This is a genomic window from Vibrio sp. RC2502 (genome assembly GCF_054850435.1).
Genome location: NZ_CM141453.1, coordinates 1,852,734 through 1,864,555, shown reverse-complemented (window position 1 = coordinate 1,864,555; position 11,822 = coordinate 1,852,734). Strand labels below are relative to the sequence as shown.

Below are 11,822 nucleotides of genomic sequence, written 5' to 3'. Positions count from 1 at the left end.
CTTGCGATAAGCCATTGCGTATATAATAAAGGTCAATTGCTATCATTATTAGCTCATAATCTCATGCGAGAGAGTTGTAAAAGCCAATGTGCAGCAGTAGTCTCAGCAAATAATTGCCGCTCAATCACTTATTCTTTGCGATTGAGAGTCCATCCCCACTTTTCCACTTATTAAAGTGAGATAGTGAACCTGCTTACTGAAAATTGTTCGTGGCAGAACATTAGGAGGAGTTTTGGCTAATAAGACAATAAGAAATGCCATCTTAATAGGGCTAGTCCCCATCATTATTTTTGCTGTCGCTTTTAGTGCTTTGTCAAATTTATATGTTGGGCATATCAAAGAGGCGAAAATCGAAACGTTGGTTGAATACTTAAATCAAAGATCCACGTTTTTAGAGAGTGCCATTACCAAACAGATCGCCCAGCTCGACTTCAACTGTCAATCTGATGATATGAAAGTGCTGCGTGACCCTCGTTACTACAACCGCTACATTCGGTTTATTGGCATGACCACGGAAGATGGCGACTCGTGTTCAAGCATAGGGATGCCTGTCTCCGAAATTACGTCATCCGAACGGGTTCCAGTAGATACCAACTTCTATGTTTCCTTGATTTTGCCGGAATACAAAGACCAAGCAGAATGGATGGTAATTTATGACAATCAGCACGTTGAGGTGTTTTGGGTTCTCGATAACAGTTGGGTAAAACAGCTTATTGCTGAGCCGTGTGAAGAGTGCTTATTCGTAAAATTTGAATATCACGAACCTATGTTTGGTGACCTTTCAATTAGTCGCGGCATGCCAAACATTATTGATGAAGACAATGCGCTATCGAGCGAGTTTTTCTTCTCTGATGAATCTCAGGCCAACATGCTCATCAAGATTTACAGTGGTGAAGCCTTGGCCGCATACGCGAATCAGCGTCTTTTCGTGTGGGGTGTGCCTGCTACTTTGATTCTTGGGATTGTGTTTGCGCTGTTTTATATCTCAAGTAAAAGCCTAAGAAAGTCTATCAAAGGGCTGATTCAAAACGGTATCAATAACGGCGAATTTATCCCTTACTATCAAGCTATTGTGGATAGTAGAGATGGCCAAACTGTAGGTTATGAAGCGTTGGTGCGTTGGTCAAGACGCGATGGTTTGGTGCCACCGAATATGTTTATTGGCGCCGCAGAAGAGAGCGGATTGATTGTTCCGATGACGAACCAGATGATTCGCAAAATCATCCAAGATCTTGAGTCACTGCCTGAGTCGATTTGGGTGAGTGTCAATATTGTCTCTTCTCATTTAGAAACCGGTTCGTTAACCAAACTGTTGGCAGATTTGAATTGGCCGTGTGCAAACCGAATTCATTTTGAGCTAACAGAAAGAATTCCGGTTAAAGACGTAGAAGCCGCGAAAAAAGAGATTCTCTACCTCACCAACAAAGGTTACAAGTTCAAAATTGATGACTTTGGAACAGGTTATGGTGGCTTTTCTTACTTGCAGGACTTGGGTATTCGCTGCTTGAAAGTGGACAAAATGTTCGTTGATCCAATTGGCTCAGACGACCAAAAACTCAAAGTGTTGGATTCTATTGTGTCTGCGGCGATGAAAGCGGAATGTGAAATGATTGCCGAAGGCGTAGAAAACAGAAAGCAGATTGAGTATTTGGCTACGCACAATATCTACTTGATCCAAGGTTATGTGTACGCAAAGCCAGAGCCAATCGAGAATATTGCTGAACCAAATCCGGAGGCGTAACTTCTGTTCGTTGATTTTAAAGGTGTCCAATGTGGCACCTTTTCTCTTGCCTATTGTTTACCAGAAAATAGGGAAGTCATTAAAAGTGACTCCCAACTTTAAATTGAAAACTTGAGCTGATTTTTATATCACGATGAGACGATTTTGATATTTGGTATATTGTCGAATTGAGCACTTCCCATTACATTTTTTTGCCATCTCATAGATGGTCGTCGAAGTAAATAAACAGAATGTAATTTCTAAATTTATGTATTGTGAGAATCACGATGAGTGAACATGAGTTCGTGTGCTCGTTTGACGAGCAATTAGCGATGGCCAAAAGTGAATTAATTTCAGCAATTACCCGTTATCGAGAAAACATCTTGATGAGAGATACTAAAAACAGAGTTGAGTTGGAGGTTGAATTAGAGAAAAAGTTTCATACATACGAAGCGCTAAGCAGTCAGCGGTATTGCTGAGTTGTTTGTATTCATAATTTGAATTTTTAATGTTGTCTAATAATAAAAGTTTGAATGTTTGACTCTATGATAAGCAAAAATACTTTTAATAAGATCGCAATGCTATTACTCGTCACGAGTTTGTTTGGTTGTAATAGCGACAGTGGAAGCAGCACTAGCCAACCACCAATGAGCTTGCCAGAAGAAGTATTACCTGACGAGCCAGAAATAGAAGCGCCAATACCGGAACTGCCAGTGCCTGAGTTTCCTGATATCTCAAAACCGGAAGCTCCTGAAACGCCAGAGGTGACGCCGCCGGAGCCTTCTGATCCCGTTATTCCAGAGCCGCCAGTACCAGACAAAGTGGTGTCTCGTATTGCACTAAACCAAAGCCGTGTGTCGCTTGCAGAGGGTGAGCTGGCGCAGGTGAAAGTCATCGGCTTTTATAACGATGGCACTCAAGACGACCTTACATCACAAGTTGTTTGGAACGTTGAAAATGCTGACATTGTTAACATCGACGAACGCGGTGTGATTACAGCGCTTAAAACAGGTGTTTCGGTCATTCGCGCAGACCTAGATGAGTTCAGTAGCGAAATGACCGTACAGGTTGTGGACGCGAAGTTGACCAACATTTACTTCGATCTGCCACATAAGGCGATTGCCAAAGGGCTAAGCTTTCAAGCGAAAGCTTACGGTGAATATACTGACAAACAAACCCGTGATATTAGCCATCTCGTAGAGTGGGATTCCACAGATTGTAGCGTTGTCATGCCAGGCACAAATGGCATTTTCACCGCACAAGATGAGGGTGACGCGGATATCTATGCCGAGCTTGATGGCTTAACCAGTACGCATGGTTCTATTACTGTCACGCCTGCGGTATTAGTGAGTATGGGCATTTCGTCAACCGCACTGGAAATGCCGTTGGGCACACATAAGCCTTTGGTGGTCATGGGAACGTTGAGCGATGGTGAACAAGTCGACCTCACCCGAGGTATCACTTGGCACGTCGATAACGATGTGGTTGAGATTGTTGACAACGTTGTGAAAGCCAAACATAAAGGAACAGCGTTGGTGACGGCTGCGTCAGATGGTGTGCAAAGCGAGCCAATACAAGTGCAGGTAACCGATGCAATCCTAACAAATATTGAAGTGACAACGAATGCGTCGAGCGTGGCAAAAGGCAACTCGACCCTGCTGTCTGCACAAGGAGTCTATAGCGATGAAAGCCGCGTTGAGTTGACCGAACAGGTTGCTTGGTGGGTTGATAATCAAGATGTCCTACAACTAGAAGGCGATCGCGTTAAAGGTCTTGCGGTAGGGCAGGCAATGGTTTACGCCACCAAAGATGCGATCACCAGTGCACCATTGCAAATTCAAGTAACGAATGCGGTGTTAGAAAAAATCCATGTTCATCCTAGTGAAATCACTCTAGAGAAAAAGAACGTCCAGCGATTTTATGCCTACGGTGAATATAGCGATGAAACCACTCAGGATGTAACGCATCGAGTGACATGGCGAAGCAGTAATAAAGCGGTTTTAGATTTGATTGCTGGTGGACTCTCAAATAGTGCTCAGCTTGGTTCGGTCACCATTTCAGCTTCCTTTGGGGAGTTAAAAGGCATCTCTGAGGTCAAGGTTGTAGAGGCGGAAGAAAAAGAGTCTGCCATCTCTATTTGCCCACAACCTCGTTCAGGAGAAGGAAGCGCGGAAGCGTGTTTGATGGTAGCGAGTGATGAAGATGGTCGCCTATTTACCGCACCACCATCAGTGAAGCTCATGAACAAACTAGGCTATGAGCTTGTTAAACCTTTGAGCTACGACGCGACAAAACCAAAAACTTACGTTGGCATCAAAACGGAAGACGGTACACGCGGCCCTGAGGGTGACTTTGCGATGTTCAACCAATACGGACGTGATCGCGCAGGCTTAACCAGCCAATACGCAAACTGGTGTCATGATTTGTCTGTAAGAAACTTTGCTGGCCGTGACAACTGGCGTCGTGCCACTCGCAACGAGTTGTTTAGCTTGTATCGTGCATCACGAGGCAGTGTTTGGGACGGGACTGAAAGCATCTATGAAGAAGACAAAGATGGCGGAGGTTTTGGTTGGCCAGCGAACTCGGAATATTGGTCTACCTCGCTAATGGATTTACCGCATCATGAGGGCGTCGTGTATGACATCATTAACCTGCATCGAGGTCGAGCGCAGTTGGTGATGGATGCTCGAGACCCGGCTTATGCTTCCTGCGTGTCTGACGCGCCTGGCGTTCCTCTTAAGTAATTGAAAGTTAGTGAAAGTAAGTGAATAGGCTCCTTCGGGAGCTTATTTTTTATCTCATCAGCAACGCTTGACTTCACTTATTAGCCGCGTAGCATCGATGTACGTCAATATTATGTGCAAAGGAAGGCCATATGACCGTCAAGGTATTTTGGAAAAACCCTTACCAAACAGAACTCACCTCCACGGTAACTCGAATTTCGGACAACGAAGTCGAGTTATCCCACACTATTTTTTATGCTGAATCCGGCGGACAAGAGAGCGATGCAGGTACGATCGACGGGATTCCTGTCGTCGTTGCAGTTAAGTCTGGTTCACGCATTGTTTACACTCTAAAACGTCAACCCACGTTTCGAGTTGGCGACCAAGTGATCACTCAAATTGACTGGCAAAGGCGTTATGCGTTGATGAAGCTCCACTTTGCGGCGGAAGTCATACTTGAACTGTTCACGCAAAAATTTGCAAACATTCAGAAGGTTGGCGCACATATCTCCGCAGATAAAAGCCGAATTGATTTTGAATGGCCTGAAAGCATCACGCCACTGCTGGCGGAGTTTCAACAACAAGCTCAGGCAGTCATTGATTCGGACGCTGAGATTGAGAGCGCATTCTCTGACGAAGGCCAAGAAAGGCGCTATTGGAAAGTGGAAGGCTTCGCTCAAGTGCCTTGCGGTGGTACACACCTTAAGCGCACCTCTGAAGTCGGCCGCATTGCCTTAAAACGTAAAAACGTTGGTAAAGGAAAAGAAAGAGTCGAAATTACTCTGGTTAGCTAACCGATTTCAGCGTTCAGTATTTCTGAACGCTGATTAAAAAAATTCAAATTGACTCTCTGACCGCGAGAACTAACATTCACGCACTTTGTTCATATCGTTTCAAGATAGCGTTGACACTCATTTTGGAAATGTAAATGAAGGCTTTGATTGAGGTTCTTGATGGGCAGGTGCAACACTGTCCGATAAATCAAAAGTTTGATATTAGCTCGACGGATTTTTACATTGTCTTAAACCATAACTGTGCTTTGGAGTTATGTGATTCTAAAGGCATTAAACAGTTTATTGAACCACCTTGTTTGGTCGCTATTGGCGCGGATTTCAAAGGGCAAATCGCCATCAATTCGTTCGTAGAAAATGCCAATATTTCGGGTTTCAGACTGGCTGCGTGTTTCATTGAAAAACTCAATCAACAGTTGAACTTCCGCGAGCTTTGCGATGGCGTGTTCTCGGGGAATGTGGCGGTGAGTTTCACTTTACGTCCGGGAATCGTGGATATTTACTCGGCATTAAAAGCAATGGTCAAAAAGGGTTGTGGTAACCGTTCAAACGATGAATTGCTCGATATCAACAGCATGCTTTTGTATTTGTTGATGCACTTTGACCAGAGCGCCAATCAGGCAGAAACTCGTTCATATTCTTCGTTGTCTTCACGTATTCGCGCGCTGATTTCTAAAGATCTAACGAAGCCGTGGACGCTCAAAGAAATTGCGAAACTGGTTTACATGAGTGAGTCGACGGTAAAACGAAAGTTGAACAAGGAAGGGACGACGTTTACTGACGTGCTGCAGGCTGCACGACTAGATACAGCACAAAAAATGGTGTGCCATAGCGACGCGAGTGTCAGTGCAATAGCTGAGCTATGTGGTTTTAAGCATGCCTCTTATTTTGGTGCCTGTTTCAGAAAAGAATATGGTGTCACACCGCTTGCTTATCGAAAACAAGCCCAGCTCAGAGCGAATTGAATAACAAAACGCCCGATACAAAATCGGGCGTTCTCTTGAATATGATGGGGATGATTACTTAAACCGTTATTGCTTCTTTTCTTGCGCGCAACGACGTTAAAATTTGAGGCAGTAAAGACATCACAATCATGCCCACCATCAAGCTGTATTGGAGTGGGGTAAAGTTTTCACCCAACAGCAATAACCCAGAGACGATCCCTGCAATCGGGTTGGCAATGCCACCAAACGTAAAGTCGACCACAGACATGCGTTGCAACAACCACACATACATGCCGTAGCCTAGCGCGGTGTTGAGCACAATGACCCACAGCAGCCCTAGTGTGTTGGTCATATCTATATTCTGTACGGCCTGCACATAAGGCAGCGGATTGATGGTAGCTAACACAGCCGCGGCGATAGACAGCAATACACCACCCAAAATCAACTGCCACGTGAGTACCGTCCACCAATGCATTTTTGTGCCGAGTGATTTGGTTGCGCTACTGCCAATCACGATGCACATGATGGCCGCCAGCATCGCCCCTAAACCGATAGGGTTCAGCGAGATTGAGCTTGGATCGAACAAGAACCACGCTAACGCAATCAACACTGCGCCGCTAATACCTTGTATTGCGCTAGGCTGACGTTTGTAAACCGCCCAACCAAACAGCATGGCAAAGACGGGGACTGAAATCATGCCGACACCGGAAATTGCAGAAGGTAGGGTCAACGCCATCACAAAAATGAGGCCAAAGAAGAAAGCGATGTTAATTGTGCCCAATACCAATAACACTTTCCATTCGTGCTTTTTAGGCAGCGAAGGTTTGATTGCCAGTAGCAGTAGTCCGGCTGGCAGTGCCCGCAGTGCTCCCAGCAACACAGGCGGCCAGTCTGGAAGAGTGAACTGCGTAACGGCATAAGTTGTGCCCCAGAAAAATGCGGGGATCATTGCGAGTAATATGTTCATGTAAAATATCTTTACGTTGAGATAATTAATTGTAAAGATACGCGCTAGATTGCTTTTTGTAAAGTATCTTTATGTTAAAATAAATCGTCAGACCGAATTCGTATTGGAGAAAGAAAACTCGTGGACGCAATTGATAGAGTAGTAACGCAGTGGGCGAAGGAAAAACCAGATCTTGATACCGAACCAATGGCTATCATGGGTAGGCTAATGCGCATTGCTAAGCATATGGAGTGTCGAGTCGCTGATCTGCACAAACAATATGACCTGAAAATGGGCGAATTTGATGTGTTAGCCACGCTGCGCCGTGCCGGAGCGCCTTACCGTCTCACCCCATCAGAGTTGATTGCGTCGATGATGCTCACGTCCGGAGCGATGACCAACCGCTTAGACAAGCTAGAAAAGAAAGGCTTTATTGCCAGAGAGCACAGTAAAGAAGACCGACGCAGTGTTACTGTTGAGCTAACAACTGAAGGCTTGGCATTGATTGAGTCGTTGATCCAAGAGCATGTGGATGTACAACATCGTTTGATTAGTGGATTGTCGGCGGACGAAAAGTCACAAGTGAATCAGGCGTTAAAGTTACTACTGCCTCAATTTGAATAGCGAATCTCGTTGCAAAGAAAACAAGGAATGAGCATGAATATCAAAGAATTGGAATCCTTTTTAGAGACATTTATGTGCGCCGAAAGTGACTTCCCCTTTGGCCCTGACGCGCTTGTGTTCAAAGTAAAAGGCAAGATGTTCGCGATAATCGCGGAGCGTGGTGGCCGAGAATACGTCAGTGTTAAAGTGAAACCGGAAGATGGAGAAGTGCTAACGTCCCAGTTTACCGACATCACTCCGGGCTACCACCTTAACAAACGCCATTGGGTCACAGTGTATTTCAATGGTGATGTCGAAGATGGTCTCATTCAAGACTTGTGCGAGCGCTCCTACGATTTGGTTGTAGCGAAACTGCCCAAAGCGCAACGTACATTGCTTGAACACTGAAGCCGAATAGCATTTCAGGAAAGCATTTAGGCAATAACGAAAACCATCAATTGCTCGCTGAAAAACTCGCACCTTTTTTGAGCTCGGGCTATATAAAAAGAAGTTGCGTAAAAAGGGAAGTGATATGCGAGCACTATCTGACTGGTTAGAAGCCTACGGTGAAAGCCATCAAAACCCAATCAATCAAAAAATTCACAAAGTTGCCGTACCGGGTATTTATCTTTCTGTGGTAGGGCTTATTTGGTCCATTCCTCAACTTTCAATCTTAGGTTTTCAGCTCAACTGGGTTTGGTTCGCTGTCATTCCGGTTTGGGTCTTTTATTTCCGTTTATCTCTCAGTGTGTTCATGATGATGCTCGGTTACACGTTAGCGTGCATTGGTTTGATTTGGTCGTTGGAGATTCTAGAGCTACCCGTCTTACACATTTCTATGCTGCTGTTTGGCGCTTTGTGGATTCTTCAGTTCATTGGGCACAAAATCGAGGGCAAAAAGCCATCCTTTTTTGAGGACCTACAGTTCTTATTAATCGGCCCAATCTGGGTGTTTCGAAAGCACTAAATGCGCAAGCTGAGTGTATTGCCACAACACGATTAAGATTTTGAGTGTAGTATTCGGCTCCTTTCGACGTTTATGTAGTAGAGGCGAGTGGTGAGTGACGCGCATTTCCAAGGGCAGTTTGAAGTCGAGTTAAAGTATCGAGTAAAAAATCATGATGCATTTTTAAACACGCTCAGACAGATTGAGCATGAAGTCATGTTCGAAAACAACCAAGAGTCAGATTGGTTTTACGATACCCGACAACGCACGATGACTCAGCAGGGCAAGAGTTTAGTGCTCAGAGAAATTCAGCCTGCCGGCATCAAACTGTGGATTGTAAAAGGGCCAGAAGCTGACCGTTGTGAAGCAACAAATATCACTAAGTTAGATTCTGCTCAAAGTATGCTCGAAAACATGGGCTACGAAGTGATTCAACGCAGCAAGAAAATCAGAAGTATCTTCTTTGTCGGCGAGTTCCATATCACCTTAGATTTTCTTGATGGTTTTGGTCACTTTGCGGAGTTCGCTATTATGACCGACGACGAAACTGCTTTGGCTCGCTATCGCGAGCGGTTAGTCGCACTTGCGCAGCAGTTTCATCTGAGCGAAGCGGATAGAGAGCATCGCTCATACAAAGAGATTTTATCAGCTTAGTCGCTATTTCTTTCCTTTCTAAAACGCGAAGCGAATTCTTCCCAAAACACAATGTCATTTTTGTGTTCTTCTCATTGGTTTGACAGGCAACTCCTAGTAAACAGCACTATGATTACCATAGTGCTGAGGCACTGAACCCACACTATCATTTAATGAGTGACGCTGTCACCTTGTGGAGGAGTAATGTATAACCGAGAACATAAGTATGTTTATTGGCGAGAGGAGAGAAAGAAAGGAAAATGGCACTACATCATGAAATCGTTTTTTATGATTTGTTGTGCATTGTTGGTGGGTAAAATTATCGGTTTGTTCATCTTTGGAGAGCTTCACACTTTTCAGGACGTGACGGAGCAGTTTCCGGCAGATTTTTTCATCATGATGTTAGTTGGTTTCCCGATTAGTGTTGTGGGCTGGTATCACGAAGAGTCCAAGTTCTTCCGTGCTCTAAAACGTAAAGATAAGCAGCTAAAGATGAAGCGAGAAAAAGCAAAGCAAAACAATTCATCAGTGAGTTAATTTCATTTTGTGCGATGGCGCAACTTCCTATTTTTTCGTGCAGTAATCCGCAAGGTTTCCATGATTTTTTGCAAATTTTGTTCATGCAAGGTCTGCTAGTTTCTAAAAGACATACTCCGGTCTGCCTCTGTGATTGGTTATTGTAAGACCGAAGGTAATAGAACGTTAAATGAGATGGATACATGGACCGACAATCAATGCTGCATAGTCAGAAGATTTATTTTTGTACTGACGAAGAACTCGCAAAACAGCAAACGCAATGCCTAGAGATTCTCTATGACTATAACCAAACGCGACCTTCAGAGGGCGAAAAACGTGGTGAAATTCTTCAGCGTTTACTTGGGGCTGTGGGCGATAACTGTTATTTAGAGCCACCGCTTCGAGCAAACTGGGGGCGTCACACTTATCTGGGTGATAATGTGTACGCCAACTTCAATCTTACACTTGTCGATGACACCTATATTTATATCGGCAATTCCGTGATGATTGGCCCGAATGTGACGATTGCGACAGCAGGACATCCTATAGAGCCAGATTTACGTCGGGAAGTGGCTCAGTTCAATATTCCTGTTCATATCGAAGACAATGTTTGGATTGGCGCAAACTCAGTGGTGTTACCGGGAGTGACGATTGGTGAAAACTCGGTTATTGGTGCAGGGAGCGTTGTGACCAAAGATATTCCAAGTAATGTAGTTGCGGTGGGGAACCCTTGTCGTGTGCTACGTGAAATCGGCGAGCATGACCGAGAGTTTTACTTCAAGGATCGTAAAGTCGAGGGCAATGTCTATAGCGACCAAGAAGAGGCTTAACGCTGGGCACATGAAGCGATAGATAGAAACAAGAAAAGGCAGATTGGACTATCTAATCTGCCTTTGTTTGTATTGAGTAACTAAAAGACGAAATTCAACATCACCGTGTAGAGGTTGGCATTGGTATCGGCTGGTGGGAGAGAAAACGCGCCGGAGTCGTTGTTGAAAGCTTTAAAGTGTTGCCATTCGGCATTCACTGACACGTTGTAATCCACGTCAAACCTTAACCCTGTAAGGACGCTGTCACCGGTCTTCTTTTCGTTGTCGTCAAACTGCTGGCCATAAACCACGTAAGGGGTGAACTTGTTTAGGTTGTAGCTGGTTGCGGCGTACCACGAGGTCGAGATATCGCTTGTTTGTCCTTCGGCTGTGACGGTTATACGGTCAAACTCATATTTTGCACCCAGTGAAAACAGCTGGATGTGTTGGCCTTCATCTTTCAGCCGTATTGTTCCCGCCGTGCTGCCTTGGCCAGGTATGGGCTGCATGGCGTTAGAAAGTATGGTGGTTTGATCGTACTCGGCATTCAAATACGCAAAGTTCCAACGGTAGTTATCACCGCTTAACGTCAAGTTAAGCCCTGCTGAATAGTTGGTGTCTATACTAATGTCCGTATCTTCACTGATGGTAACGTCGCTGCTGTAACCATAGCCCACAAACGGCATTGCAGTGATCATCACATTCTCATTAAGGTCGTAATTCCATCTAACGGATAGGCCATCATACGCCGTGATCCCGAGAATGCTGTCATACACTTCGTTCGGAGGTCTGGCGGTGGTAAACGCTTGTCCCACATAGTTGTATTCAGAAATAAGGAATACAGGCAAACGCAATCGACCACCACGAATTTCGACGTTGTTATAGGTGTAAGCGAGGTAAGCCCATTCTACTTTGGGTTCACTCCAATGATCTTGCGGTCGCTTGACGACTTGAACAGAAGCACGAAAAGCTTGATAGAAGTAATCAAGTTGGAGGCCGAATGTGGTGTCGCAATCGAAACAGCTGTCATCATCAATAAATCGATTCACGAGCAATGAAGTTTCGTTGTCGGACTGCGCCCAAGCAATGGAGCCAAACCCGCTAAGCGATAAGTTATCGGTCAGTTCTACTGTTGCTAAGCTCGGAAAAGCGACACTGCTAATAAGTACTGCGAGGAGCGATCTCTTCATT

The 11,822-nt window shown here is 44.8% G+C and carries 12 protein-coding genes; 10 read left to right on the top strand and 2 right to left on the bottom strand.

Translation table 11 applies throughout. From position 1 onward, the window contains the following. Positions 1-232: 232 nt before the first annotated feature. From ACYJZR_RS08780 to ACYJZR_RS08765, 4 genes are all read left to right on the top strand, one after another. On the top strand, positions 233-1,741 hold the full coding sequence (locus ACYJZR_RS08780; RefSeq protein WP_140332725.1) for an EAL domain-containing protein: 1,509 nt from the start codon (positions 233-235) through the stop codon (positions 1,739-1,741). Positions 1,742-2,298: 557 nt separating this feature from the next. After that, a complete protein-coding gene (locus ACYJZR_RS08775; RefSeq protein WP_406965039.1) occupies positions 2,299-4,464 on the top strand; it encodes an Ig-like domain-containing protein in 2,166 nt (721 codons plus the stop codon). Between the two features lie 131 nt (positions 4,465-4,595). After that, positions 4,596-5,237 carry an alanine--tRNA ligase-related protein gene (locus tag ACYJZR_RS08770; RefSeq protein WP_406965041.1) on the top strand — a complete coding sequence of 214 codons (642 nt, stop codon included), beginning with the start codon at positions 4,596-4,598 and terminating at the stop codon, positions 5,235-5,237. A 134-nt stretch (positions 5,238-5,371) separates the two neighbouring features. Continuing rightward, the gene (locus ACYJZR_RS08765) at positions 5,372-6,199 is read left to right on the top strand and encodes a helix-turn-helix transcriptional regulator (RefSeq protein ID WP_140106138.1); all 828 of its coding nucleotides are present in this window, start codon (positions 5,372-5,374) and stop codon (positions 6,197-6,199) included. A 58-nt stretch (positions 6,200-6,257) separates the two neighbouring features. Here ACYJZR_RS08765 and ACYJZR_RS08760 read toward each other — a convergent pair whose 3' ends face one another. Continuing rightward, positions 6,258-7,145 (bottom strand): DMT family transporter, encoded by an 888-nt coding sequence (locus tag ACYJZR_RS08760; RefSeq protein WP_140169750.1) that lies wholly within the window; start codon positions 7,143-7,145, stop codon positions 6,258-6,260. Positions 7,146-7,265: 120 nt separating this feature from the next. Between ACYJZR_RS08760 and ACYJZR_RS08755 the strand changes: the two genes are divergently transcribed. The 6 genes from ACYJZR_RS08755 (at position 7,266) to ACYJZR_RS08730 (ending at position 10,652) form a co-directional block, all read left to right on the top strand. Beyond that, positions 7,266-7,748: a MarR family winged helix-turn-helix transcriptional regulator gene (locus tag ACYJZR_RS08755; protein ID WP_406965044.1), complete on the top strand. Its 483-nt coding sequence runs from the start codon at positions 7,266-7,268 to the stop codon at positions 7,746-7,748. A 33-nt stretch (positions 7,749-7,781) separates the two neighbouring features. After that, positions 7,782-8,135 carry an MmcQ/YjbR family DNA-binding protein gene (locus ACYJZR_RS08750; protein WP_025525452.1) on the top strand — a complete coding sequence of 118 codons (354 nt, stop codon included), beginning with the start codon at positions 7,782-7,784 and terminating at the stop codon, positions 8,133-8,135. Between the two features lie 124 nt (positions 8,136-8,259). Next, positions 8,260-8,694 (top strand): Mpo1 family 2-hydroxy fatty acid dioxygenase, encoded by a 435-nt coding sequence (locus ACYJZR_RS08745; RefSeq protein ID WP_005464615.1) that lies wholly within the window; start codon positions 8,260-8,262, stop codon positions 8,692-8,694. Positions 8,695-8,781: 87 nt separating this feature from the next. Further along, the gene (gene cyaB, locus ACYJZR_RS08740) at positions 8,782-9,327 is read left to right on the top strand and encodes a class IV adenylate cyclase (protein WP_070225800.1); all 546 of its coding nucleotides are present in this window, start codon (positions 8,782-8,784) and stop codon (positions 9,325-9,327) included. Positions 9,328-9,510: 183 nt separating this feature from the next. Further along, positions 9,511-9,843, top strand: a complete 333-nt coding sequence (locus ACYJZR_RS08735; protein WP_005464576.1) for a hypothetical protein — start codon at positions 9,511-9,513, stop codon at positions 9,841-9,843. 182 nt (positions 9,844-10,025) lie between these two features. Further along, entirely contained in the window at positions 10,026-10,652 is a 627-nt protein-coding gene (locus ACYJZR_RS08730) for a sugar O-acetyltransferase (protein WP_005464401.1), read from the top strand. A gap of 80 nt (positions 10,653-10,732) precedes the next feature. Here ACYJZR_RS08730 and ACYJZR_RS08725 read toward each other — a convergent pair whose 3' ends face one another. Continuing rightward, complete coding sequence (locus ACYJZR_RS08725) at positions 10,733-11,821, bottom strand: outer membrane beta-barrel domain protein (RefSeq protein WP_021453354.1); 1,089 nt, start codon at positions 11,819-11,821, stop codon at positions 10,733-10,735. Position 11,822: the final 1 nt, after the last annotated feature.

Bases quoted from the DNA above. Each gene is read 5' to 3' on its own strand.
- ACYJZR_RS08775 (WP_406965039.1), top strand. From the start codon at position 2,299: ATGCTATTACTCGTCACGAGTTTGTTTGGTTGTAATAGCGACAGTGGA.
- ACYJZR_RS08765 (WP_140106138.1), top strand. From the start codon at position 5,372: ATGAAGGCTTTGATTGAGGTTCTTGATGGGCAGGTGCAACACTGTCCG.
- ACYJZR_RS08770 (WP_406965041.1), top strand. From the start codon at position 4,596: ATGACCGTCAAGGTATTTTGGAAAAACCCTTACCAAACAGAACTCACC.
- ACYJZR_RS08725 (WP_021453354.1), bottom strand. From the start codon at position 11,821: ATGAAGAGATCGCTCCTCGCAGTACTTATTAGCAGTGTCGCTTTTCCG.
- ACYJZR_RS08735 (WP_005464576.1), top strand. From the start codon at position 9,511: ATGTATAACCGAGAACATAAGTATGTTTATTGGCGAGAGGAGAGAAAG.
- ACYJZR_RS08730 (WP_005464401.1), top strand. From the start codon at position 10,026: ATGGACCGACAATCAATGCTGCATAGTCAGAAGATTTATTTTTGTACT.
- ACYJZR_RS08745 (WP_005464615.1), top strand. From the start codon at position 8,260: ATGCGAGCACTATCTGACTGGTTAGAAGCCTACGGTGAAAGCCATCAA.
- ACYJZR_RS08750 (WP_025525452.1), top strand. From the start codon at position 7,782: ATGAATATCAAAGAATTGGAATCCTTTTTAGAGACATTTATGTGCGCC.
- ACYJZR_RS08760 (WP_140169750.1), bottom strand. From the start codon at position 7,145: ATGAACATATTACTCGCAATGATCCCCGCATTTTTCTGGGGCACAACT.